18 protein-coding genes, 1 tRNA gene and 2 pseudogenes are annotated in these 24,246 nt (G+C 63.1%); 7 read left to right on the plus strand and 14 right to left on the minus strand.

The features are described from left to right. Positions 1–248: 248 nt before the first annotated feature. The 6 genes from guaB to rpmE form a co-directional block, all read right to left on the minus strand. On the minus strand, positions 249–1,796 hold the full coding sequence (guaB, locus tag EHS19_RS07695) for an IMP dehydrogenase (protein ID WP_151917186.1): 1,548 nt from the start codon (positions 1,794–1,796) through the stop codon (positions 249–251). Between the two features lie 95 nt (positions 1,797–1,891). Continuing rightward, positions 1,892–3,142, minus strand: coding sequence for an MraY family glycosyltransferase (locus tag EHS19_RS07700; RefSeq protein ID WP_151917187.1), 1,251 nt, complete (start codon positions 3,140–3,142; stop codon positions 1,892–1,894). Then, positions 3,139–3,801, minus strand: coding sequence for an L-threonylcarbamoyladenylate synthase (locus EHS19_RS07705; RefSeq protein ID WP_151917188.1), 663 nt, complete (start codon positions 3,799–3,801; stop codon positions 3,139–3,141). Before EHS19_RS07705 ends, EHS19_RS07700 begins: the two co-directional genes overlap by 4 nt. Before the next feature lie 115 nt (positions 3,802–3,916). Continuing rightward, positions 3,917–4,849, minus strand: a complete 933-nt coding sequence (gene prmC / locus EHS19_RS07710; protein ID WP_151917189.1) for a peptide chain release factor N(5)-glutamine methyltransferase — start codon at positions 4,847–4,849, stop codon at positions 3,917–3,919. A gap of 32 nt (positions 4,850–4,881) precedes the next feature. Next, a complete protein-coding gene (gene prfA / locus EHS19_RS07715; protein WP_151917190.1) occupies positions 4,882–5,970 on the minus strand; it encodes a peptide chain release factor 1 in 1,089 nt (362 codons plus the stop codon). Positions 5,971–6,200: 230 nt separating this feature from the next. Beyond that, positions 6,201–6,413, minus strand: coding sequence for a 50S ribosomal protein L31 (gene rpmE, locus EHS19_RS07720; RefSeq protein ID WP_151917191.1), 213 nt, complete (start codon positions 6,411–6,413; stop codon positions 6,201–6,203). Positions 6,414–6,925: 512 nt separating this feature from the next. Between rpmE and EHS19_RS07725 the strand changes: the two genes are divergently transcribed. Beyond that, positions 6,926–7,345 (plus strand): glycerophosphodiester phosphodiesterase, encoded by a 420-nt coding sequence (locus tag EHS19_RS07725; RefSeq protein WP_151917192.1) that lies wholly within the window; start codon positions 6,926–6,928, stop codon positions 7,343–7,345. A gap of 125 nt (positions 7,346–7,470) precedes the next feature. Here the strand turns inward: EHS19_RS07725 and EHS19_RS07730 are convergent. The 3 genes from EHS19_RS07730 to EHS19_RS07740 all read right to left on the minus strand — a co-directional run bounded on the left by EHS19_RS07730 (position 7,471) and on the right by EHS19_RS07740 (position 10,222). Then, positions 7,471–7,544: transfer RNA gene (locus EHS19_RS07730), tRNA-Ile, on the minus strand. A gap of 188 nt (positions 7,545–7,732) precedes the next feature. After that, the gene (locus EHS19_RS07735; protein WP_151917205.1) at positions 7,733–8,368 is read right to left on the minus strand and encodes an ECF transporter S component; all 636 of its coding nucleotides are present in this window, start codon (positions 8,366–8,368) and stop codon (positions 7,733–7,735) included. Positions 8,369–9,073: 705 nt separating this feature from the next. Further along, a complete protein-coding gene (locus EHS19_RS07740; protein ID WP_241677150.1) occupies positions 9,074–10,222 on the minus strand; it encodes a DUF2974 domain-containing protein in 1,149 nt (382 codons plus the stop codon). A 235-nt stretch (positions 10,223–10,457) separates the two neighbouring features. Here EHS19_RS07740 and EHS19_RS07745 point away from each other — a divergent pair, with 235 nt between their 5' ends. Continuing rightward, on the plus strand, positions 10,458–11,249 hold the full coding sequence (locus EHS19_RS07745) for a DUF4391 domain-containing protein (protein ID WP_151917194.1): 792 nt from the start codon (positions 10,458–10,460) through the stop codon (positions 11,247–11,249). A 254-nt stretch (positions 11,250–11,503) separates the two neighbouring features. Continuing rightward, a complete protein-coding gene (locus tag EHS19_RS07750) occupies positions 11,504–12,493 on the plus strand; it encodes a Gfo/Idh/MocA family protein (protein WP_151917195.1) in 990 nt (329 codons plus the stop codon). A 60-nt stretch (positions 12,494–12,553) separates the two neighbouring features. Here the strand turns inward: EHS19_RS07750 and EHS19_RS07755 are convergent, their stop codons facing one another. The 3 genes and pseudogenes from EHS19_RS07755 to EHS19_RS11855 all read right to left on the minus strand — a co-directional run bounded on the left by EHS19_RS07755 (position 12,554) and on the right by EHS19_RS11855 (position 15,363). Beyond that, positions 12,554–13,423: an ABC transporter permease subunit gene (locus EHS19_RS07755; protein ID WP_175578373.1), complete on the minus strand. Its 870-nt coding sequence runs from the start codon at positions 13,421–13,423 to the stop codon at positions 12,554–12,556. A 44-nt stretch (positions 13,424–13,467) separates the two neighbouring features. Further along, entirely contained in the window at positions 13,468–14,277 is an 810-nt protein-coding gene (locus EHS19_RS07760) for an ABC transporter permease subunit (RefSeq protein WP_151917197.1), read from the minus strand. Then, positions 14,274–15,363: pseudogene (locus EHS19_RS11855) on the minus strand (ABC transporter ATP-binding protein). The gene EHS19_RS07760 and the pseudogene EHS19_RS11855 overlap by 4 nt, the downstream one beginning before the upstream one ends. A 259-nt stretch (positions 15,364–15,622) precedes the next feature. Between EHS19_RS11855 and EHS19_RS07770 the strand changes: the two are divergent. The 4 genes from EHS19_RS07770 (at position 15,623) to ettA (ending at position 22,125) form a co-directional block, all read left to right on the plus strand. Further along, positions 15,623–17,140 (plus strand): MDR family MFS transporter, encoded by a 1,518-nt coding sequence (locus EHS19_RS07770; RefSeq protein WP_175578374.1) that lies wholly within the window; start codon positions 15,623–15,625, stop codon positions 17,138–17,140. Positions 17,141–17,249: 109 nt separating this feature from the next. Continuing rightward, positions 17,250–18,539, plus strand: a complete 1,290-nt coding sequence (locus tag EHS19_RS07775) for a glycosyltransferase (RefSeq protein ID WP_206666338.1) — start codon at positions 17,250–17,252, stop codon at positions 18,537–18,539. 346 nt (positions 18,540–18,885) lie between these two features. Then, entirely contained in the window at positions 18,886–20,064 is a 1,179-nt protein-coding gene (locus EHS19_RS07780) for an ATP-binding protein (RefSeq protein ID WP_151917199.1), read from the plus strand. 384 nt (positions 20,065–20,448) lie between these two features. Continuing rightward, positions 20,449–22,125, plus strand: a complete 1,677-nt coding sequence (gene ettA, locus EHS19_RS07785) for an energy-dependent translational throttle protein EttA (RefSeq protein ID WP_151917200.1) — start codon at positions 20,449–20,451, stop codon at positions 22,123–22,125. Positions 22,126–22,386: 261 nt separating this feature from the next. Here ettA and EHS19_RS10805 read toward each other — a convergent pair whose 3' ends face one another. Next, positions 22,387–23,346 carry an isopeptide-forming domain-containing protein gene (locus EHS19_RS10805; protein WP_175578375.1) on the minus strand — a complete coding sequence of 320 codons (960 nt, stop codon included), beginning with the start codon at positions 23,344–23,346 and terminating at the stop codon, positions 22,387–22,389. Between the two features lie 37 nt (positions 23,347–23,383). Then, positions 23,384–24,241: pseudogene (locus EHS19_RS07800) on the minus strand (class C sortase); the annotation flags it as partial. Between the last annotated feature and the right edge of the window lie 5 nt (positions 24,242–24,246).

The raw sequence follows: 24,246 nt of genomic DNA on the forward strand, positions 1-24,246 counted from the left end.
CGAACCGGAAGACACAGAAACCCCACAAGCCGACAAGGACTAGGATTTCGCGCTCACCCCAAGTGAGGCACCACTCCGGATTTCGCGCTCATTTTCAAATGAGGCACCTCGAGTGGAGGGGTCCGCAGAAGGCAAATGTGACAATCCCATATATAAACGCGACGTCCCCCTCATGGAACTCCCGGAAGGAGCGCACCATGAGGGGGACGTCATAGCAGATCAGACACTATGCAAGTGCCTAAAACGGATCAGTTGTGGAAGCCGGAGTAGTTCGGGGCTTCGGCGGTCATCACGATGTCGTGCGGGTGGGATTCGCGCAGACCGGCATCGGTGATGCGGATGAAGCGACCCTTCTCGCTCATCTCCTTGATGTTGTGCGCGCCGATGTAGAACATCGACTGGTGCAGGCCGCCGATCATCTGATAGAGCACGGCGTTGAGCGGTCCGCGATACGGCACCTCGCCCTCGACTCCCTCCGGCACGACCTTGTCGTTGCTGGTGACATCGGCCTGGAAGTAGCGGTCCTTCGAGTAGGACTTCTTGCCGCGCGGAGCCATCGCACCCAGCGAGCCCATGCCACGGTACAGCTTGTACTGCTTGCCGTGCAGGAGCACCTTCTCGCCCGGAGCCTCCTCGCAGCCGGCGAGCGCGCCGCCGAGCATGACCGAGGATGCGCCGGCCACGAGGGCCTTGGCGATGTCGCCGGAGTAGTGGATGCCACCGTCGGCGATGCACGGAACGCCCGCAGCCTTGCAGGCCAAGGCGGCCTCGTACACGGCGGTCAGCTGCGGGACGCCGACGCCGGCGACCACGCGCGTGGTGCAGATCGAGCCGGGGCCCACACCGACCTTGACGGCATCGACGCCAGCATCGATCATGGCCTGCGCGCCGGAGCGGGTGGCGATGTTGCCGCCGATGACCTGCACGTTGCGGAAAGCCGGATCGGACTTGATACGACGGATCATGTCGAGAGCAAGACGCGCCTCACCGTTCGCGGTGTCGACGACAAGCACGTCCACGCCCGCCTCCATGAGCGCGGAGGCGCGCTGCCAGGCATCACCGAGGAAGCCGACGCCGGCGGCCACGCGCAGACGGCCCTGCTCGTCCTTGGTGGCGTCCGGATACTGCTCGGTCTTGACGAAGTCCTTGACGGTGATCAGACCGGTCAGATGACCTTCGGCATCGACCAGCGGCAGCTTCTCGACCTTGTGCTTGGCGAGCAGATGGTGGGCGTCCTCCTTGGAGATGTTGGACGGACCGGTGATGAGGTTCTCCTTGGTCATCACGTCGCGCACCTTGAGGTGGTCGTAGTCCTCGGAGGCGATGAACCGCATGTCGCGGTTGGTGATGATGCCGACGAGCTTGTTCTCCTTGTCCACGACCGGCAGACCGGAAATGTGGAACTTGCCGCACAGCTTGTCGAGATCGGCGAGGGTGACATCGGGGTTGACGGTCAGCGGGTCGGTGATCATGCCCGACTCGGAGCGCTTGACGACGTCGACCTGGGCGGCCTGATCATCGATCGACAGGTTGCGGTGCAACACGCCGATGCCGCCGTTGCGTGCCATGGCGATGGCCATTTCGGACTCGGTGACGGTGTCCATGGCGGCGGAGATCGCCGGGACCTTCATCGTGATCTCGCGGGTCAGATGCGTGGTGGTGTCCACTTCGGACGGGATGACATCCGTCTCGTTGGGCAGCAGCAGCACGTCGTCATAGGCCAGACCGAGCTGGGCGAAAATCGGGGGAAGGGGTGCGTAGTTGGACTGCGCGTTCATGTCAGGGTTAATAGCCATAGGCCCACTATATGAGCGTGCGTTGACAGTGCGACGCATCATGCGCTATGGGCGGCTGCGGACAGCCATGGCCGATCATGGACGGCACCGTCGTCTCACTGATCCTTGTGAGGCTCCCGTTGCTCCCGTTGCTCGCGTTGCTCGTGCTCCCGCTCGCGTTGCTCGCGTTCGTCGGCCTGCGGCAGGGTGCGCGCCGATCGCGCCGCATGGCGGGCGGCGTTGCGGGCCGCCTCGTATGCCCGATCCTCGGCGGCGATCTGCGGCAGCCGATGCTTGAGATACGGATACATGGTCGCGATCGTCAGCACGACGACAGCGATCGAGAATCCGACGGCGACCCGCCACAGGTCGAAGAACAGGATCATGATCGATCCGAATGCGATCAGCGCCGCCCAACCCCACAAAATCAGCACGGCACCCTGCACGCTGTGCCCGATGCGCAGCATACGGTGGTGCAGATGCATGCGATCGGGGTGCATCGGCGACTGTCCGTGGCTCAGTCGCCGCACGATCGCCATGCACATGTCCAGAATCGGCAGGAACAGCACCAGCGCCGGCAGCAGAATCGGCATGAACACCGGCAGATAGACGCTCGCATGAATCGTCGCCGGATCGAGACGACCGGTCATGACGATCGACGCGCAGGTGATGAGATAGCCGAGTAGCATCGATCCGGAATCCCCCATGAACAGCTTGGCCGGATGCCAGTTGTGCAGGATGAAGCCGACGCATATGCCGACCATGGCCACGTCGATCAGCGTGGCCATCGACGCATAGGTCGGGAACGATCGCGAGATGATGTACGAATAGATGGCGAACGCGATGCCGCCGATGGCGACGATGCCCGATGCGAGACCGTCGAGTCCGTCCACGAAATTGACCGCGTTGATCGAGGCGACGATGAGGAACGCCGTCACCGTGATCGAGATGCTGGGGCTGGCGGTCACCAATGATCCCATTGGCAGTGAGATGATCTGCAATCCGCCCCACGCCACGAACACGGAAATGAGCAGCTGTCCGGCCATTTTGAGCATCCAGTCGAGATCCCACAGATCATCGGCCAATCCAAGCAGGCTGATGAGAACGGCACCAGCCATGATGACCCATGCCTGATGCCCGGTTGCGAACATCCCAGCGATGAACGGAATGCGGCTGGCGACCAGCATCGCGCCGACGAATCCGATCAGCATGGCGATGCCGCCCATGCGCGGTGTGGGCACGGTATGCACGTCTCGCGCCCGCACCCGGCCCACCGCGCCGACGCGAATGGCCAGGTGCCGCACCAGCGGGGTGATCAGCCAGGTGATGCCGCCGGCGACGACGGCGATGAACAGGTATACCCTCATGCGCCCAATCCCCCGCCGTTGACGTGCAGGGCGCGGCGTATCACCGACTGCGGGATGACGCCCTCGCGCAGGATGTCGATGCCGTCGCGCCCGAGCGGATCGGCGGCGACGACCGTGCTCGCGACGTGACCCTGCGTGGAGCCGCCGTCGAGATACAGGTCGACCGCATCCCCGAATGCGCAGACGGCCTCGTCCACGGTCTGCGCGCTCTGCTCGCCCGACAGGTTCGCGCTGGATGCCGCCAGCGGTCCGGTTCCGGCGAGGATGCGCAGCGTCAACGCCGAGTTGGGAATACGAATGCCCTGCGTGCGTGGTCCGCCGTCGGCAGGCGCGTGCACGGTGGCCAGCGGGCAGTCGCCTCGCGCGACGGCGATCGGCGAGAACGCCCCGGGCAGGAACTGGGCGGCGAGCCGGTTGAGCGGCGCGGGAAGATCCAATCCAAGCCCGTCAAGCTGTTCGATCGACGCGAGCAGCACCTGCAGGGATTTGAACCGGGGGCGATGCTTGATGCGGTAAATCCGGTCGATGGCCTGCGCATTCGCGGGATCGCAGGCGATGCCGTAGACCGTATCGGTCGGAACGACAATCAGGCCGCCGCCCCGGATGATCGCAGCCGCGCGTTCGATTGACTCGTCGTTTACCTTGCTCACCGCACTCATGGAAACCTCCCAACTGGGTTCAAGATTAGCATTCCGGGCTTGTCATCCGACGCACCTGCCGCGGGGAGCGCGGTGTCTCTTGCCGCCAGCCAGCCGCTGTACGCTTCGGCTGCCGCTATCCGCGCTCGGCGAACAGGTATCGCGGGCGCCCGGTCCAGTCGTCGCCGGTATGCACCTGCGCGAATCCGTTCGACTGGGCGAATGCGGCAAGGCGATCCGATTGGCTGATGTCATGCTCCATGACGAGCGCGCCACCGCGGCGCAGCAGCGCGGCCGCGCGCAGAATGATCCTTTCGGGGATCGCGGCGCCGTCAGCCGAGCCGCCGTACAGCGCGAGCGCCGGGTCGTGATCGCGCACCTCCGGCTGTTCGGGAATCTGCGCAAGCGGAATGTAGGGCGGATTCGAGATGACGATGTCGACGGTGCCGTCAAGCTGCGGCAACGTCAGCGGACTGGTCGCATCGCCGCGCTCCAGATGGTAGTTGCCGGCCACCGACGGGTATGCGCGCGCGACAAGCGCATGGTTGCGCTCGGTCCACGCGTATGCTTCCGGCGACAATTCAACGGCCCACACCTCGGCGCCCGGCACCTCGCTCGCGACGGCGAGTCCGATCGCCCCCGACCCGGCGCACAGATCGACGACGCGCGGATGGTACATCCCATGCCGAGTGATCCAATCCAGCCCCGCCTGCACCACGGTCTCGGTTTCGGGGCGCGGGATGAACACCCCGGGCCCGACCTGCAAATCAAGATATCGAAACGGCGCGTGCCCCACGATATACTGCAACGGCTCACGGCCGACACGGCGCGTCACCATTGCGACGAATCGTCCGGCATCATAGTCGAGCCGCGATCCCATCAGCAGCGCCTTGTCCACGTCGCGCAGCTCAACGCCGTCACCGGCCGCCTCGGCCAGCAGCAGCTTGGCATCATGCTCCGGCGTCTCGATCCCCGCCGCTCGCAATTCAGCCGCAGCAGCCCGCACCACATCATTCAGTGACACGACCACACTCCCAATATCAAGTATCAAACGCAACGCAACACGCATAACGAGGCGTGGGGCGGACCAAGCGAGACTACCTACTGCTGACTGGCGAGGCGTTCGGCCTCGTCGGCCTGGATGTCGGAGTCGATCACCGCCTGCAGATCGCCGTCAAGCACCTGATCGAGGTTGTACGCCTTGTAGTTGGTGCGATGGTCGACGATGCGGTTCTCGGGGAAATTGTAGGTGCGGATGCGCTCGGATCGGTCGAGGCTGCGCACCTGCGAGTGACGCATGTCGGCGGCCTCGGCGGCCTCCTGCTCGTGCTTCATGGCAAGCAGGCGGGATTTGAGCACGCGCAGCGCGGCGGCACGGTTCTGGATCTGCGACTTCTCATCCTGCATGCTCACGACGATGCCGGTGGGAATGTGGGTCATGCGCACCGCGGAATACGTGGTGTTCACCGACTGGCCGCCGGGACCGGAGCTCATGAAGATGTCGATTTTGAGATCCTTCGGATCGATCTCGATCTCGTCGTCGTCCTCGTCGGCTTCGGGGAACACGATCACGCCTGCAGCGGAGGTCTGGATGCGACCCTGCGATTCGGTGACGGGAATGCGCTGGACACGATGCACGCCGCCCTCGTATTTGAGGGACGCCCACACGCCATCCTCGGGCGCGGGCGTGCCCTTGGCTCGGATGGCGATCTGCACGTCCTTGACGCCGCCGAGCTCGGTGGTGTTCTCGGATTGGATGGAGACCGTCCAGCCGCGCTTTTCGGCGTATCGCGAATACATGCGCAGCAGATCGCCGGCGAACAGTGCCGCCTCCTCGCCGCCGGTTCCCGCCTTGATCTCCATGATCACATCGCGTGCATCATCAGGATCGCGCGGGATCAGCGCGGTGCGCAGCTTGTCTTCCACCGCCGGAAGCTCGGATTCGAGCCGCTTGGCTTCATCGGCGAAATCCGGATCGTCCTCGGCCATCTCGCGCGCCGCGGCCAGATCGTCGCGCACGCGAAGATACGCACGATATGCCGATACGATGGACCCGAGCTCGGCGTGGCGTCGACCGAGTTTGCGCATCTTCTCGGGATCGGTCACCACCTCGGGGCTGGCCATCCGCTCCTCGATCGAGCGATACTCCTCCAACGCGGTCGCCGCCGCGGGAAACTGTTCGTCCGTCATGTCGTTTCCTTACAGTCGATGATTCGATTACGGCTCGCTGCGGCCGTCGCCTGCGTGTCCGCCGCCCCAGTCATGGTGGCGGCACGTCATTCCGCCGTTCGATTCACAGGCGAATCGTTCCGGCAAGATATACAAACGTATAAAAGCATACAAAAACATACAAAAACGCCAGTCCTCGGCTCGGGTCGCCGTAGCGGCCACCGACACCATCGGACTGGCGTTGAACGAAGCTACTTGGTCTTCTTGCCGTAGCGACGCTCGAAACGAGCGACACGACCACCGGTGTCGAGGATCTTCTGCTTGCCGGTGTAGAAGGGGTGGCACTTCGAGCACACGTCGACCGTCATGTGATCACCCTTGTAGGTGGAACGGGTGACGAAGGTGTTGCCGCACGAGCACAGAACCTCGACGGCATGATAATCAGGATGAATGCCCTGCTTCATGGTGTCTCCTAAGGAATCCAGGTGACCCGGGTCGCCATGCCCCGATGGCAGGCGTGAACCGGAACCTACGGAAGTATACGCCCCGGCATGGATATACGCCACGCCGTGCGATGCCGTGTCACACCGAGCCGCACGCCACATCGCGCGCGCAATCAGAATGTTCATTTACATCATCAACACAAAAAAATCGAACATCACATGTCATAAAAAACGCCACAATCACAACAGAACAACACGCACCAGAACAACTTCCACCATATCGATGACGATTCGGTAAACAATGCAAAAAATCAATATTTCCAAGGGTTCTCAGCCACCATTGCTCTGGTATCGTTGCTGTCAGCGCAGCGATGAGACATCATTCATGCACCATCGCAGCCAACAAAGCGCACATTATTGATATCCGACATCGCACATTCACAATGTTCGATACCGGCCATCAGTCAGGTCGGCACACAGGTCGGCAACCAAGCCGGCAACCGACCCGACAACCAGCAAAAAGGGGGGAAATCATGGCAGAAGACAAGGTCATCACCGTCAATTTCGACATGTTCAACAAGTCCGCCGAGGAGAAGACCGCAGAGGCGAACAAGGTCGCCAAGTCGTTCGGCATCAGCGACGCCGCGATCGCGGACGTCGAGGACTACAAGGCGAAGCTCACCCGCTACAACGCGTGGGATCTGCCGTTCATGGGCTACGTGAACGACGATGGCTACGGATACGCCTACGTGCCGGACGCGGCAATCGTGCGCGAGCCTTACTGGGATGCGCACAAGGCGTTCCTTGCACTGCCCGAGGACGTGCAGACCGCGTTCGCGATCCGCATGCTCTTCACCCACCGTCCGGTGGACCGCTACGGCGCAAGCATGTTCCTGCACTACCAGCGCGGCTTCAAGGTGAACTTCATCGGCGAGGGCGCAAACAAGTACTGATTGCAGGCGCGTCGGCGCTAACGATGCCGCATTCGATGCCCCAGCTACGGATGCACGACCGCAAACCTCTGCTTGCACTCTGTTGCACAGAGGTTTGCGGCCTTTGTGTATTCACAGCGGATTCGTGGGGCCGCAGGGGCTTGAACCCTGGACCGGCGGATTATGAGTCCGATGCTCTAACCGACTGAGCTACAGCCCCACGTCGGCCACGACGCGGCATGATGCCACGAAAGCCAACCTGAATAGTGTAGCAAACCATCGGACCGAATGCACTCCACGGTGCGCCGAGGTGTGCCTTGTGCCACACCACCTCGGTTTATCGCGGTGCCAGCCGGCACCACCAGCCGGCCCCACCAGCCGGCACCTTCAGCCAGCACCTTCAACCGCTCAGGCGTTGCGCGCCTTGTCTTTCAACGCCTGCCCGGAAGGCATGCGATCAAGCACGCCGGTCTTGGCGAGCGCCACGAACAGATACCAGCTCATGATGCCGCCGATCAGCACGCCGCCGACCAGCTCGGCGATCAAGTGAACGATGCCGCGCACGCTGAGGAAGGCGACGCCCTGGAAGTAGAACAGCAGCAGGTACAGCCCGTAGATCAACGCTGTCGTGAATCCCGATGCGATGGACATCGGCAGATTGAAGATGCGGTATCGTCCGATCGCGAACGGTATTTCAGCCGACAGCCCCTCCAGCAATGTAGCGATCACCACCGAGGCGATCGAGAACTGGCTGCCGATCAGTCCCTCGACCACGCCGCCGACGAGGTTGACGTAGACTGCGGCACCCGGCTTGCGGATGACCAGCAACGCCAGCATGCCGGAAAAATACCACAACGCGTGAAAGAAGCTCATCAATCCCGGCAGAATCGCGCTCATCACCGCCGACAACGGCGCATAGGCGAAATTGAATCCCCAGAAGATCACGCCGCATGCCGCGCCAAGCGATGCGCCAACGGCGATATCCTGCGGCTTCCAACGCAGATGGGACACGGAATGAATGGATTGGACGCTCGCGGAAGGCATGGTGACAGGCATGACTGCTCCTCTGGGATTACCGCCGCACACAGCATGGGACGACGCCCCCTTGACCTGTGCGGCTCGGGCGGGAGCGCCACAGGCCACGTTAGCACACACACACTGTTTCCTCGACGGTCCCAGAGCGGCGGCCCCAGAGCGACCGTTCCGAGCAACCTATACCAACGATCGACGCGAACGATCAAAACACCCCAAACCAGACACCTGCAAGCACCGCAGATTCACACTCGCAATCGTGGATTGCCGCGCACGGCCCTTCACTGGGCGACGGTCGCCATCGCACGCGCCCCGACCGCACGGGAGACGACCTGCGTATGCGCGAACTGGCCAAACTGCCCGCACACGAGCGCCCTCGTGAAATGCATGGCGCACAATCCATTCGATTCCGCCTGATGCTGGCATCCATCAATACGACAAACTTGCTGAGACATCTCAACCCCTTCTCTCCGGCCTTCATTGGCCTGCCAGGCTAGCGTGCAACCATTGCCACGCGAACATCCTTATCGCCTGCTTGACATCACCTTAGTCCATACCATGTAAATCGACAGCATCCGAGTGTCGCAATGCGCCAAAGCCGCGCCAAAAACACAGCAAAGCCGCATCGAGAACAACAACGAAAGCGCCGCAACCCACTCTGCGCACATCGCAACCACTACGAAGCAACCACTACACCTACGAAGCAACCCGCTACACCTACGAAGCAACCACCGAGGCCGCAGCCGCGGATGCAAGCCCCGCGATCACCGTCGTCATCACCTTGCGATCGTCGGCGTCAATATCCCGCGCCGCGGCGAGCATCGCCGGCAGCGACTGCGTCCAATGCGACGTCAATGCGCCGAACGTGTCGCAGCCGGCCGATTCGATCACCCGAAACAGATTCTCGATGAACACGCGTCGGCGATCATCGTCATATCGGGCCATCCACTCGTTGAGCGTGCGCGCCGCGTATCGGGCGCTTGCGGAAAGCCCTTCGCTTGCGGCGAACCGGCCATGCTCCACATGCCAGTTGAGCGCGAAGTGCTGCATGATTCCCACGCCGTCGCTGTCCACCACCGTATAGCCGTCTGCCATACGTTCCCTGGGCTCGAAGAGCATGCCGATGATCGAGGAGGACGGCACGGACTTGTCGACCTTTGCCGCGATGTCGAGATACCCGGCCGATGCGAGGAACTCCTCGTCGAAACCGGGCCCGTCATGCGAATATGCCCACACGATGCGTTCGCGAATCGACTCGTCGACGCTGGCCGCGGCGTAGACCGCAAGATTGCCGCCTTTGGAATGCCCGCCGACCCTGATCGGACCATGCCATAGCGACGCGATGCGGATCAGATAGTCGGCGGCGGCGACCTGGGAGGAGATCGGGCGGCGGAACGCCATCATGAAATCCTCCTTCCAGCCGACGATGGTGGCGTCGGTGCCGCGAAAGGCCACGTAGAGGCTGCCGTCGCCGACATCGAATACGCATGCGGAGAACTGCTTCGTCTGGCTGGGATCGAATTCGCTGACGTATCCGCCGACGCGCAGATCGCGCCATCGCGGGCTTTCGCACATCGCCCGCAGCAGATCCACGTTGAGCGACGGCGACCAGATGCTGCCGAACATGTCGTCATAGCATTCGGCGCGCAGCAGATCGCGCAGCGGCACGGTTGCCAGCGCATGCGCATCCCCGCTGCCGTCCAGACGCGGCACGTTGTCGGGCATGCGCGCGTAGGCCAGCTGGCTGAGCGCGAGACTATCCGTCTGACCGAATGGGCGCGCATCGAACCGGTCGAGATCCGATCGGATGTCATCGATGACGTTGCCAGCCATATCCGCTCCCTCATGCCGCATGATCCCGTCCATTGCATCCATCATCCCACATATCGAAGCCGCATACCGCGCCCGCACGCCAAACCGCAGATCGGCCGGCACCGTACCGTGCGCGGCCCGGGGTGGGCGCGGAGGAACACGCCGTTCTCATCGCAGACGGTCGCCGTCGTCGAGATGCGTCATGCGGTAGTGTGAAAGGCACCGATGTCGTATAGGCCGGCTCCGGCGGCGCTCCCGCCGACCGACGGAACGGAAAGGAAGGTCGCCGATGACTGGCGTACAGACCACTTCTCCCGCATCATCAGCCACATCATCTCCCGCATCATCAGCATCTCGACCGATTGCGCATTGCGGAACCGTATCCGCGCTCACCTTGGGACTGCCCTCCTCGAGCGCGGTCCCCGAGGCGAAATCGGTTCTTCCCAAGGCGCTGTTCGTCGGCCACGCGCAGATCTCGGCAAAACTCAGGCAGCGTCTGACGAACGACATCGCGGGCATCACCATGCTGGCGCTGCTGCGCCCCGCGAACACCGCGCTGGCGGCCGGCGCGCGCATCCCGGAGATTCTGGTGATCGGACTGCGGCTCGCGCCCAAGTCCACCACCGTGCCGAGCGAGGTGATCAATCTGATCGCCGCGCAACGCAAGTCGGGCATCGTGTTCGTGGTGGTGCGCGACGCGCCGCATGAGGGAACCGTGCGCGAGGAGTGCACGATCGCCGTACGCCGCGTGCTTCCCGGCAAAGCCGGGCATCTGCCCGTGCACGAGGTCTTCGCGGCCGAGTGGAAGCCCGCCGGCGAGGTGGCGCTCGACATGACCGGCGGCTCGCTTGACGAACTGTGGGATTCGATCTGCTCGCAGATCATCTTCGACGACGCCTCGCCCGACGCGCTGGACGATCGCATTACGCGCCGCGCGCAGATCCGCCAGCTTGAGATGAGCATCGACAAGCTGACGCGGGATCATCAGCGCACCAAGGACGTCGATCAGCGCAACGAGCTCTACGCGAAGCTGCACAAGGCCAAGCAGCAGCTTGAGCAGCTGCGCGCCGAATCCGACTGACCGCACCGGTCGGGTGCCCGACCGACCAGATGCCGAGTGGCCGCGATCGGCCGACCGCCCAGCCGGGCACAAGGAGCAACCGCCGATCCGCCGGCATCCGCCAAACGTCGCCGATCGGCCGGCCGCTGACGCACAATTCCTCCTCCCGCCCCGGTTCACGCTATGCTGGAATACCATATACTCGCGCCGCATGCACTGCGGCGCCACAGCACAAAGCGCAAGCAGAACACCATCCAGGAGCGAAGGAGACGATCATGCGCGAACTCAACTGGGCAACGCTGGGATGCGGAGTCATCGCCAATCAGCTCGCACAGGCGTTGGCGAACGACGACCGCACACTGTATGCCGTGGCGAACCGCACGCACGACAAGGCCGTCGCCTTCGCCGAACGATACGGCATCGGCAAGGTCTACGACCATATCGACGACGTGTTCGACGACCCTGCGGTGGACGTGATCTACATCTCCACGCCGCACAACACGCATATCGGATTCCTGCGCAAGGCGCTTGCGGCCGGCAAGCACGTATTGTGCGAAAAATCCATCACGCTCAACAGCGAGGAGCTCAACGAGGCCGTGGCGCTCGCCTCGGCCAACAATGTGGTGCTTGCCGAGGCGATGACGCTGTACCATATGCCGCTGTACAAGAAGCTCCACGAGATCATCGCAAGCGGCCGGCTCGGCGAGCTCAAGCTCATTCAGATGAACTTCGGGTCGTATAAGGAATACGACATGGCCAACCGGTTCTTCAACCGCGATCTGGCCGGCGGTGCGATGCTCGACATCGGCGTGTATGCGCTGTCCTTCGTGCGTTGGTTCATGAGCTCGACCCCCGATCAGATTCTTTCCCAGGTCAAGTTCGCGCCCACCGGAGTCGATGAGCAGGCCGGCATCCTGCTGACCAACCCGGATGGGCAGATGGCCACGGTCACGCTGTCGCTGCATGCCAAGCAGCCGAAGCGCGGACTGCTGTCGTTCGACAAGGGCTATGTGGAGATCTACGACTATCCTCGCGGCGAACGCGCGACCATCACCTGGGTGGAGGATGGCCATACCGAGGTGATCGAGGCAGGGCAGACCGATCTGGCGCTGTCCTATGAGGTGGCGGACATGGAGGCCGCCATCGCCGGCGACCGCAGCATCATGCACATGGATTTCACACGCGATGTGATGGACATGATGACGCTGATCCGCCGCGGCCAGTGGGGCATGACCTACCCGGAGGAGGAGCGGAGCGAAGACTAGCGGCTGCCGGGGCGCAAGCCGCACACAGGGCCGGCTCGCCGGCGTGATCGATCGGACCGCCTAGCGGACCGCCAGATCACGCCGGTCGAAGGCGACGAATGCCGTCACTATGCCGACCGCGACGATTAGTGCGCTCAAGGCGACGAACGCGATCGGCGCGGTGCCGTGGATGATCTCATCCGGCGTGGCGTAGCGGAACGGCGAGAGCACGCGGGCGACGAGCGCTGCATCATGATCAGCGAACATGTCGTAGACGACGCCTGCGCCATAGGCCACGACCACGGATGCGTTGCCGATGGCCGCGCCCCGGTCCGGACGCGCGCACACCGCGCAAGCGCATGCGGCAATCGCGGCGAACACCAGCATCAGGGCGAACAGCCATACGCAGAAGCGCCAGATCACGGTTGCCGCGCCCGACTCGGCGGCGGATGCGCCCACGCCATCGCCGCCGCCGAGCGCATCTCCCAGCATCGGCAGACACAGCAGCGACGACACCAAGTTAACCGCAGCGAATATGATCGCGTCGATCAGCGCGGCCAGCAGCTTCGCTGTCAGGATCCGCGCGCGCGTCACCGGACGCACGAACAGGAACTCGTAGGTGCCGTCAGTCATCTCGCGCGACACCGCATTGCGGGCGAGTGAGACCGCGTACACGGCAGCCATGATGCCCACGTAGAACTCAAGCACCGCGTAGTAGCCGGCGAAGGTGGACATGTCGAGATCCGATATGCCCATGACGGCGAGCGCCACCTTCGGGAAGGCGACGGTGAGCTGGCGCACCGCCTCGGCGTCGCCGGCGGCGATGCCTTCGAACTTCATCACGCCGGCGACATTGAACAGCACGATCACCACGCACCAGATCAGCAGGGGCTTCGCGTTGGTCTTCAGCTCGCGGACGATCATCGCCGCCGTGGCGTTCCTCACAACCATCGCCGCGCTTCCTTTCCTCCGGCACTCCATCATCCGGTCCGCCATCATTCGGCCCTCACATCGCCGCGCGCGTACGCCACGAGCCCAGCCGTCACGCACACCACGGCCACCGTGGCGGCGAGCGTCAGATAGCCGGCCTCGTAGCGTCCGTGGTCCAACGCCTCGGCCATGTTGAACCATGTGAACGGAGCGATGATGCGATACTTGTCGTCGCCGGTCATCTCGGGAAGCGACACCAGCATGAAGCCGAGCACGCCCAGCGCGGTGGCAATGCCGGATACGCTGCGGATGCGACGCAGCAGCACCGCCGTCAGTGCACCGAACGCCGCGAACAGCACGCCGACGCCGAGCAGCGAGGCCGCCGCCAGCAGCAGCCGTGGCAATGGGATGGCCGTGGCGGTGGGGTCGTCGCCGAACCTGCCGTAGAGTACCGCCACCGTGGCGAGGAACAGCAGCCCGGCCACGATGACCAGGGTCAGGCACGCCGCAAGCTTGGCCGCATATATATGTATGCGCGAGGCGGGCATCGTGAACAGGAAATCCGTGGTCTTCGCGCGCTTCTCGCGGCCGAACGCCGCCAAACCCCACGCGGCCGCCATGATCGCCATGATCAGCATGAAGTACAGCGAGCTGAACCGGTAGAAGCCGCCGAAGGAGAAGATGCCATCGTTCACGCCGAACAGGGCGGCGAACTGCGGCGGGAACCCGTCGATCACCTGTTGCACGCTGGCCTGCGAATCCCGGTAGATCGGATAGGCGCCGGCCAGCATCAGCACGGCCACGCCGAGCAGCGCGGCCAGTCCGATAAGGAAGGAGCGCAGCAGCGCCCTCAGTTCGAAGAGATAGACGTTCATCGCGCCGGCTCCTGCGGGGCGGTGTCCTGCTGGCGCCCGTCGCGCTGATAGTAGTGCATGAACACTTCCTCCAACGTCGGTTCGGCGATCTCCACGTCGGCGAGTCTCAATCCGGCGAGCGCGGCGATCAGCGCGTTGCAATCGCCCTCGTACAGGAAGGACGCGCCCGCCGCGCCACCATCCCCATCGCCCACCGTCAGCGAGCGCACGCCGGCCATCGAGGCGAGCGCACGCCGCGCCGCCTCGGCATCAGCCGGCAGGGCGAACCCGAGTTTCACCCGCTTGACGGCGGACCGGCGCATCTCGGCCACCGACCGCACCGCGATCAGACGACCCTCGCGAATGATGCCAACCCGGTCGCAGATACGCTGCACCTCGGAAAGGATGTGCGACGAGAACAGCACCGTGGCACCACGTCGGTTCTCCTCGCGGATCAGGTCGAAGAACGCGCGCTGCGCCAACGGGTCGAGGCCGCTGGTCGGCTCGTCAAGGATGATCAGCCGCGGCTTGTGCATCAGCCCCTGCACGATGCCGACCTTCTTGCGGTTGCCGAGCGACATGTCCTCGACCTTCTGGTCCAGATTCAGTCCCAATCGCGCCGACAGTTCACGGATGCGCGCCGAGCAGTCCACGCTGTAGAAGCTGGCCGCGTACTTGAGCAGGTCGCGGGCGCGCATGCCATCGTAGTAGAACACCTCGCTGGGCAGATAGCCGACCGAGGATGCGCGTGCGGTCGCGTTCGCAGTCGAGGCCGAGGATGGACGCCTCGCCGCCGGTTTTGCGGATGAGTCCCAGCAGCGTGCGGATCGTGGTGGATTTGCCCGCGCCGTTGGGTCCGATGAAACCGAAGATCTCGCCCTGCCGCACGGTGAGGTTCACGTCGTCGATGCCGCGCGCCTTGCCGTAGCGCTTGGTCAGGTGGCGCGTGAGAATCGCGGGAATCTGACTGCCCTGATCTGCATCCCGACCCGAATGCGCTCCCCGAGTCGTATCGGATGATGCTTCAATCGGCGTGATATCGCCCATCACAATCCCCTGCCCTCTCTCCATGGCCGGCCTGGCAGCCGCCAGAACCGTATGCCGCATGCCCTATCCGCCATGATAGATTCCCGCGTCTCGGCTGTCATATCACGCTAACGAAACGCTTATGCACGGCACGGGCGAAACCGAGGCGTGGCGTCACACCGTCTCGTTCCCCGCCGACGCCTCGCTCCCTACCAGCGTCTCGTTCCCCGCTGTCACTTCGTTCTACAATGGCATGCGAACGATCGAAAACACGCAAAAGCACACAGATCAATACACAGGTCATAGACAAGAAAACGCATTGTCAGGAGCGTACGCAATCATGCATTCCCCTTCAGAGCAATCCCCCGCCGACGGCCGCCGCAACACAACCAGCAACACAACCAGCAACACAACCAGCAGCACAACCAGCAGCACCAACGGCAGCGCCACCGGAAACACAACCGGCAGCACCAGCCGCAACACCGCAGCAATGATCGTCACGTTGATGATCGGCTCGTTCGCCGCCGTGCTCAACCAGACGCTGATGATCTCCGCACTGCCCACCCTGATGCGCGAATTCGCCGTGCCCAACAGCACCGTGCAGTGGCTCACCACCGGGTTCATGCTCACCAACGGCATCATGATCCCGATCACCGCATTCCTGATCGAGACGTTCACCACACGACAGCTGTTCGGCTACGCGATGGGCATGTTCTTCGCCGGGTCGCTGGCCTGCGCGCTGGCGCCAAACTTCGCCCTGCTGATGGCCGGGCGCATCCTGCAGGCGTGCGGCGCCGGCGTGCTCATGACGCTGCTGCAGACCGTGCTGTTCCGCGTCTACCCGCCCGAACGTCGCGGTCAGGCGATGGGCATGTTCGGCATGGTCATCGCCTTCGCCCCCGCGCTCGGCCCCACTATCTCCGGCCTGCTGGTCGAATGGCTCAGCTGGCGCTGGATGTTCGCGATTCTGGTCGCGATCGCCGGCGTCGTGCTTGCGGCTGCGTGGTTCACCGTCTACAACGTGGGCGAGCCGACGCACCCGCATATCGACGTGGCGTCCGTGGTGCTGTCGACGCTCGGCTTCGGCGGCGTGCTGTTCGGCTTCTCCGACGCGGGCAAGGCGGGCTGGGCCAGCTCGACGGTGCTGGTCGCGCTCGCGGTCGGCGTGGTGGGGCTTGTGCTGCTGATTGTGCGGCAGCTGCGGTTGGAGCAGCCGATGCTTGATTTTCGCATCTTCGCGATTCCGATGTTCTCGCTGTGCCTGACCGTGTCGGTGATCGGCTTCGCCTCGTTCATCGGCATCGAGAACGTGCTGCCGCTGTACCTGCAGAACGATCTGGGCGTCAACGCGCTCGAATCAGGTCTGATCATGATGCCCGGCGGCATTGTGATGGGTCTGCTCAATCCGGTCGCCGGCCGCCTCTACGACCGCATCGGGGGCCGCCCGATTGCCCTGATTGGCTTCACCCTGCTCACCGTGGCCGCGGTGCTTCTCGCCACGATGAACGAGCACACGCCGGTCTGGCAGCCGGCGCTGTACTTCACGGTGCTGCTGGCCGGCTCCGCGTTCAGCTCGATGCCGCTGGTCACCGCCGCGCTGAACCAATTGCCCGGCACGCGCATTCCCCATGGCACCGCGATGAACAACACAATGCGCCAGACCTCCGGCGCGATGGCCATCGCCCTGCTCGTCACCATCATGAACACGCACGCCGCGAGCGCCGTCCGATCCGGCATGAGCGAGGCGGCCGCCTCCGCCCTCGGCATGCGCGCCTCGTTCCGCGACGTGGCCATCGTATGCGCGATCTGCCTCGTCGCCTCCCTGCTCATCCGTGACCGCGGGCGCAGCCGACGTTAGGCGCGCCGCCGACCGGCTTCGCATGAACAACGCAAGACCGGAACATGAACAGCATCGCCCAATCGTCGCCGGGGAGCGCCGCGTACTCTAGACTTGGGTCGTGGCCGTCATGGACAACGTTTCATACCAAGCGCCGGACCTTGCGTCCGCCCCGGCGCGCTCCCCCGAAGAGGCGCGCGAATTGTCGGTGCTCATCGTCAGCGAATCGTCGTTGGAGCAGACCAACGGCGTCAGCGGAAGCGTGAAGCATATTCTGGATCGATTCGCCGAACGTGGGTTCAGCGCGCATGCGATCAGCCCCGAACCATCCCCCGATGGAGGCGAATACGCGGGATTCGCCGTAGACACGGTGCCCTCATGGCCGATCCAGCATTTCAACGCGGCGGTGCCGACGAAAAAGTCGGTGATTCGACTGATCAAGAAGCTACCTCGTCCCGACATCATTCATGTGGCCGCGCCGATCTCGAAGCTGGGGCACGCCGCATTGATCGCCGGCGAGAAGCTGGGGGTGCCAACGGTCGCGATCTATCAGACCGACGTGGCCCAGTATGCGCGACGGTTCGCCCGCGAGTCCCTGGACAAGGTCGTGGACGGTGTCATGCCGAAGCATACCGGCTGGCTGCGCAAGATCAGCAGGGCCGCGGGTGATGGCGCGGAGCAGGTCGTGGGCACGCGCATCGCAAAGATGCATAACATGGCGACGCTGACGCTCGCCCCCACGAATCAGGCTTCGCAGCGACTCGAATCCTTCGGCGTCGATTCAGGTCTGATACGGCTGTGGGGGCGCGGCGTCGATTCGCGGCTGTTCAACCCTCAACGCAAGACGAGCGCCGAAGTGCGGCGGCTGCACGGCCAATGGAGTCGCGGCGGGACCCTTCCCGTCATCGGATACGTGGGTCGCCTCGCCCCCGAGAAGCAGGTCGAGCGGCTCGTGGCGCTCAACGGGCTGCCCATCCGTCTGGTCATCGTCGGCGGCGGCCCGTATGAGGAGATGCTGCACAGACTGCTGCCGAACGCGGTGTTCACCGGCATGCTGCACGGCGATGATCTGGCTGATGCCTATGCCGCATTGGATGCATTCGTGCATACCGGCGCCGAGGAGACGTTCGGCCAGACGATCCAGGAGGCGATGGCCAGCGGACTGCCGGTTGTGGCACCGGCCGCCGGAGGCCCGCTCGATCTGGTGAATGAGGGTCGGACCGGTCTGCTGTTCGATCCGGCCGATGACGGTGATCTGCGCTCATGCGTGGAACGCCTGATCGAGGATCCCGCATTGCGCCAGACTATGGGATTCAATGGTCTCGAAGCGGTGAAAAACCGCACATGGCCAGCGCTGGTCGATCAGCTGATCGACTATTACCGTCTCGCGGCCGAACTGCGGACGGCGAGTTCGGTCTGACGGAATATGGTCTCAGAGCATTGGCTCAGGCCGCTCGGCGCACCGCAGCATCATGAGCGCAGGAGTCGCGTCGTCACCCCGATGGGGCAGGCGCTGCCGAGCATCATGTTCCGCAGCAAGGATCTTTGCCGCGCGACGGCCGCATCTGCCGCTCGTACCGGAACGGCGCGAGCGCGCACCTCGCCAAACCGCGCCATAAGCCGTCCCGTAGAGCCGCAGCAAACACTAAAGCAGACTTTCGGCATCGACTAGAGCAATGTTATGGTATTATGTAGAGCAATGTTATGGTAAAAAGTAAAGCAAAGTTCTGGTCGCAGATTGTAGACAAGTAGACAAGGAGCCGCCCATGATTCCAAGACTGCTCACCGAACAGGCGCAGCGCTCCGCCACTTGGTTTCCGATCGTCTCCGTCACCGGCCCACGTCAAAGCGGGAAGTCAACGCTCGTCGAAAACGCTTTCGCGGATTATACATATCTCAATCTGGAAGATCTCGAACTGCGCAACCAAGCAAACGTCGACCCGATCAGCTTCGTCAGGAATCGTTCCACACATCTGATCATCGACGAGGCGCAATACGCACCGGACCTGTTCTCCGTGCTGCAGGTGGTTTCCGACGAGACGAAACGCCCCGGCCAATTCATCCTGTCAGGCTCGCAAAACTTCCTGCTGCTCAAGCAAATCAAGCAATCGCTGGCCGGCAGGGTCGGCGTGTTGAAACTGCTGCCGCTTTCGTATGCGGAAGCGCTCATGGCGCACCCCGAGCTCACAATCGAGGAGTTCATCCTCGACGGCGGCTACCCTCATCTGCATGCCGCGCACATACCGCGCAGCATCTTCTTCGAAAGCTATATCAACAGCTATATCGAACGCGACGTCACCGACTATCTCGACGTACGCAATATCACCGCGTTCCGCACGTTTCTCCGCCTCTGTGCCCAGCACGTCGGAGGACTGATCAAAGCCACCTCCCTCGCCACTGAGCTCGACGCCACCTACCGCACCGTCAAATCATGGATGTCGATCCTCGAATCAAGCTACATCACGTTCAGCCTGCCGCCATATTTCGGCAATCTGAACAAACGACTGACCAAAACGCCGAAGCTGTACTTCTACGACACCGGTTTGCTCTGTTACCTGCTGCGCATCGAAACCGTACAGGACCTTCAGGAACATCCTCTCTTTGGGGAAATCATCGAGAATCTCGTAATATCGGAAACTGTCAAGAGATACTACAACGCGTTGAAAACCCCCGAATTGTACTTCTACCGCGACGACAGCAAAATCGAGGTGGATCTCATCGACTGCACGCATTCCCAAACCAAGCCGGAACTCATCGAGATCAAATCCGGGCGCATGTACCATGACAGGTTTGCGAGGCATCTACGATCGGTCGGCACATTGCTGAACGTTCCGGAAACGAACCGCAAGGTTGCCATGCGAATCGACAGCCCATACATCGATCACGGCATCAACGTATGCCCCATCCGCAATCTGCTGCTGCGAGGGGAACCTCCCGTCGCATGAGCGGATGATTCCCTGAGGCGGCCTCTCGCTGGAGTAATCCTTGTCGTTCTCGATGGTGCCGCCTCCGTGGCAGTCATCTCTCGCAGACACACCGGCGGCACCGCCGCATGAAGCCCCACGGCGTCTCGTTCGATGACCCTGACCGCACACGAGATGCCACACGCAACCCACTGCCAGCCGCGCCATTCCAGCCCTTCCGTTACCATGGTGGGCGGTGGTTTGGCATGGAATCGGCCGCTATGCGGACATGCTCCACATGGATCGCCCCACATGGACGCGGCCGAGCGGGCAATACGAGGGCATTGCGACCAATGAGTCCGAACGACCCCATGCGCAAACCTACGGAATGGCGGAATCCCAACCTTTGTTAAGGAGATACTGCAAGTGGCAGAATTCATTTACCAGATGATCAAGGCGCGCAAGGCGTTCGGCGATCGCGTGATTCTCGACGACGTGACGCTGAGCTTCCTGCCGGGCGCGAAGATCGGCGTGGTGGGCCCCAACGGCATGGGCAAGTCCACGCTGCTCAAGATCATGGCCGGCCTGGAGACGGTCAGCAATGGCGAGGCGTATCTGACTCCGGGCTTCACGGTCGGCATCCTGCAGCAGGAGCCGCCGCTCGACGACACCAAGACCGTCGGCGAGAACATCAAGATGGCGTTCGGTGAAATCGCCCAGAAGGTCGCCCGATTCAACGAGATCGGCGAGGAGATGGCGAACCCGGACGCCGACTTTGACGCTCTGATGGAGGAGATGGGCAAGCTGCAGACCGAGATCGACGCGGCCAACGGCTGGGATCTCGACTCGCAGCTCGAACAGGCCATGGACGCGCTGCAGTGCCCCGACCCGGATACGCCGGTGTCGGTCTGCTCCGGTGGCGAGCGCCGCCGCGTGGCGTTGTGCAAGCTGCTGCTCGAAGCCCCTGACCTGCTGCTGCTCGACGAGCCCACCAACCATCTGGACGCCGAGTCGATCCTGTGGCTGGAGCAGTTCCTGCACCAGTACAAGGGCGCCGTCATCGCCGTCACCCACGACCGTTACTTCATGGACAACGTGGCCGAGTGGATCTGCGAGGTCGACCGCGGCCACCTGTACCCGTACAAGGGCAACTACTCCACGTACTTGGAAACCAAGGCCAAGCGTATGGAGATCCAAGGCGCCAAGGACGCCAAGCTCGCCAAGCGTCTCAAGAGCGAACTCGACTGGGTGCGATCCTCCCCCAAGGCCCGTCAGGCCAAGAACAAGGCCCGTCTGGAACGTTACGAGCAGATGGAGTCGGAGGCTCGCAACAATCGCAAGCTGGACTTCTCCGAGATTCAGATTCCGGCCGGTCCGCGACTGGGCTCGCTGGTGCTCGAGGCCAAGCATCTGCACAAGGCGTTCGGCGATCGCGTGCTCATCGACGACCTGTCGTTCACGTTGCCGCGCAACGGCATCGTCGGCGTGATCGGCCCGAACGGCGTCGGCAAGTCCACGCTGTTCAAGACCATCGTCGGTCTCGAGCCGCTCACCAGCGGCGAGCTGAAGATCGGCGACACCGTCAAGATCAGCTATGTCGATCAGAACCGTGCCGGTCTCGATCCGAACAAGAACCTGTGGGAGGCGGTCTCGGGCGGTCTTGACTTCATCGACGTTGCCGGCACCGAAGTGCCTACGCGCGCCTATGTGGCAAGCTTCGGCTTCAAGGGCTCCGACCAGCAGAAGCTGACCAGCATGCTCTCCGGCGGCGAGCGCAACCGACTCAACCTCGCGCTGACCCTCAAGCAGGGCGGCAATCTGCTGCTGCTCGACGAGCCCACGAACGATCTGGATGTCGAGACGCTGGAATCGCTGGAGAACGCACTGCTGGGCTTTGCCGGCTGCGCCGTGGTGATCTCCCACGACCGTTGGTTCCTCGACCGCGTCGCCACGCACATCCTCGCATGGGAGGGCGATGACGAGAACCCGGCCAAGTGGTACTGGTTCGAGGGCAACTTCCAGGCGTATCAGGAGAACCGCGTGGCCCGCCTCGGCGAGGACGCCGCCCGTCCGCACCGTCTGCACAAGAAGCTCACCCGCTAATAGACGCATGCTCGTGTAATGCGTGTAATGCGTGCACGAGTTGGCGTACACGCATTACACGCATTACACGCATTATCGGGCGCATCATATGCACACATACGAATGGTCCCTTCCGGTGGATATCCATCGGAAGGGACCATTCATTATTCAAAGGCCATTCGTTATTCATGATTCAAGCGTGCGATGAGCATGCGTCGATGCATCCTGCGCCATTCGTTGCCGCTGTGCCAACCAGCGGGATGTATGGCATCCCTTTCGTCGTTATTCATTCCGACGCAAGTGGCTGACAATGATGCCAGCGAAGCCGATGACGGCGCACATGATGGCGAACACCATGGTCGGAACCGCATCGACGCCGGTATTCGCAGTGTTCCCCGGCTGCGGCGTCGGCTGATCCGGCTGTTCCGGTACACCGGCATCGGCGAACTTCGGCTCCACGGTCACATCGAATGCGCCGGCCGACGCAGCATCCCCCGCATCGGGCACCGACACCAGAAACGGATCACAGGTGTAGCGCGTGTTCGCATCGGCCACCGCCACGCGGGACACCAGATAGACGCCGGCGGCAAGATCGGCGAACCGCACACGGCCACGCGCATCAGCGACGCCCCGCTTGCCATACAGTCCACTGTCTGCGGCGAATGCGTCCATGCGTTTGGCGGCGGCGTTGAGCGCGGACGAGGTCAACCCGTCCCAATCATCGATGAATCGGGCGAAATCAGGCAGCGTATGGAAAGCGGACGGCTTGCCGTCCTGGTCGATCGTGGCGGAGGCGACCTGCACGATGGCGTAGGTGTCGCCGGCGAGCGCACGCTTATCGTCGGCGTCGCGATTCCAGACGGCGTCGATGGTGAGGGAACCGGTCGGCTGATCGGCTCCGGTTGCGGTAGTGACTGCGGTTGTAGTAGTGATTGCGGTTGTAGTAGTGATTGCGGTTGTAGTCTTGACTGAGGCTGTGGTCTCGGCTGCGGCACCGATGCCGGAGCGAACCGTGCCCGTGACCGCGAAGGCCTGCGACGCGACCAGCGACGCCGCGCAGACGGCGACGCACACGCACATGACCATGCACATGGCGGTCGCCATGAGGGACCGTAGTGGTAGGACGAATTGGCACGCCGAGAACGAGATTCCCCTATGGGCTGCACGCTGGCGGTGGCCGCGGTCGCCTTGACGCATGTTCTCGCGCATGCCGTGACGCATGTCCTCACGCATGTCTGCCATGGGATGTCCTTCCTCGTGGTCGTGGTTCATGTCTGTGTGCGTTCCCGCTCCCCTGCGACGGGCGGTCGCCGCGCCGCCGCCATATGCCCCATCCGGCCAGCAGCGCGATCAGCGCGAGCGACGGCAGCAGGTACTGCAACGGGATGTCCACATGGAACGTGGGCTTGGCGGCATCCGCGTCGGTTTCGGGAACGTAGGGCACGCGATGGGCGCGCACCAGCAACCGGTGCGTGTTCACCGCGTAGGGGGTGCAGGTGATGAGCGTCACCTGATCCTTGCCGGATTCGATGGCGAGCTCCTTGGTGTCGGTCGGCAGGACCGTGACGATGCGGTCGACCTCGTAGGCGTAGGTGTCCTTGAGAATCGTGATGTAGAAGCGGTCGCCCTTCTCCATCAGGTTGAGGTCGGTGAACAGCTTGGCGGTCGGCAGCCCCCGGTGGCCGGAGAGTGCCGCGTGCGTGGACTCGCCGCCCACCGGCAGCGAGGTCTGTTCGAGATGGCCGATGCCGACCTGCAGCACCTTCTCGGCGGTGCCATGGTAGATCGGCATGGTCTCCTTGAGGCGGGGCACGGTGATGTAGCCCATCATGCCGTCGCCGGAAAGATTGAGCAGCTGGTTGTATTCCTCGCCCTGCGCGGCCGTGTTGACCGCACCGGCGAGCGCACTGGTGGCGCCGCCCGCGCCCTGCGCCGCCAGCTGCTTGTTGTAGGCGTGCGCGGCATCAAGCATCCGCTGGTATTCCTTATCGGAGAGCGCGTTCACCGCGGCGTCGTAGTTGGAGACGACGCGGGAGGCGTTGCGCATGATGAGGAAGTTGCTGATCGTCGGATAGAACAGCACGAGCAGTCCCATCGCGATGACCAGCAGCGGAGCGATGCCGCGCAGTTTCTTCATGGATT

It is taken from the genome of Bifidobacterium jacchi (genome assembly GCF_009078285.1).
In the GTDB taxonomy this organism is placed as follows: Bacteria; Actinomycetota; Actinomycetes; order Actinomycetales; family Bifidobacteriaceae; genus Bifidobacterium; species Bifidobacterium jacchi.

What these genes read in the sequence shown, in the direction of transcription:
- EHS19_RS10805 (WP_175578375.1), bottom strand. Translation starts at nt 23,346, where the DNA reads ATGGCAGACATGCGTGAGGACATGCGTCACGGCATGCGCGAGAACATG.
- rpmE (WP_151917191.1), bottom strand. Translation starts at nt 6,413, where the DNA reads ATGAAGCAGGGCATTCATCCTGATTATCATGCCGTCGAGGTTCTGTGC.
- EHS19_RS07775 (WP_206666338.1), top strand. Translation starts at nt 17,250, where the DNA reads ATGGACAACGTTTCATACCAAGCGCCGGACCTTGCGTCCGCCCCGGCG.
- EHS19_RS07705 (WP_151917188.1), bottom strand. Translation starts at nt 3,801, where the DNA reads ATGAGTGCGGTGAGCAAGGTAAACGACGAGTCAATCGAACGCGCGGCT.
- EHS19_RS07755 (WP_175578373.1), bottom strand. Translation starts at nt 13,423, where the DNA reads ATGGTTGTGAGGAACGCCACGGCGGCGATGATCGTCCGCGAGCTGAAG.
- EHS19_RS07740 (WP_241677150.1), bottom strand. Translation starts at nt 10,222, where the DNA reads ATGGACGGGATCATGCGGCATGAGGGAGCGGATATGGCTGGCAACGTC.
- EHS19_RS07760 (WP_151917197.1), bottom strand. Translation starts at nt 14,277, where the DNA reads ATGAACGTCTATCTCTTCGAACTGAGGGCGCTGCTGCGCTCCTTCCTT.
- EHS19_RS07770 (WP_175578374.1), top strand. Translation starts at nt 15,623, where the DNA reads ATGCATTCCCCTTCAGAGCAATCCCCCGCCGACGGCCGCCGCAACACA.
- EHS19_RS07745 (WP_151917194.1), top strand. Translation starts at nt 10,458, where the DNA reads ATGACTGGCGTACAGACCACTTCTCCCGCATCATCAGCCACATCATCT.
- guaB (WP_151917186.1), bottom strand. Translation starts at nt 1,796, where the DNA reads ATGGCTATTAACCCTGACATGAACGCGCAGTCCAACTACGCACCCCTT.
- EHS19_RS07735 (WP_151917205.1), bottom strand. Translation starts at nt 8,368, where the DNA reads ATGCCTTCCGCGAGCGTCCAATCCATTCATTCCGTGTCCCATCTGCGT.
- EHS19_RS07780 (WP_151917199.1), top strand. Translation starts at nt 18,886, where the DNA reads ATGATTCCAAGACTGCTCACCGAACAGGCGCAGCGCTCCGCCACTTGG.
- prmC (WP_151917189.1), bottom strand. Translation starts at nt 4,849, where the DNA reads ATGCGTGTTGCGTTGCGTTTGATACTTGATATTGGGAGTGTGGTCGTG.
- EHS19_RS07750 (WP_151917195.1), top strand. Translation starts at nt 11,504, where the DNA reads ATGCGCGAACTCAACTGGGCAACGCTGGGATGCGGAGTCATCGCCAAT.
- EHS19_RS07700 (WP_151917187.1), bottom strand. Translation starts at nt 3,142, where the DNA reads ATGAGGGTATACCTGTTCATCGCCGTCGTCGCCGGCGGCATCACCTGG.
- EHS19_RS07725 (WP_151917192.1), top strand. Translation starts at nt 6,926, where the DNA reads ATGGCAGAAGACAAGGTCATCACCGTCAATTTCGACATGTTCAACAAG.
- prfA (WP_151917190.1), bottom strand. Translation starts at nt 5,970, where the DNA reads ATGACGGACGAACAGTTTCCCGCGGCGGCGACCGCGTTGGAGGAGTAT.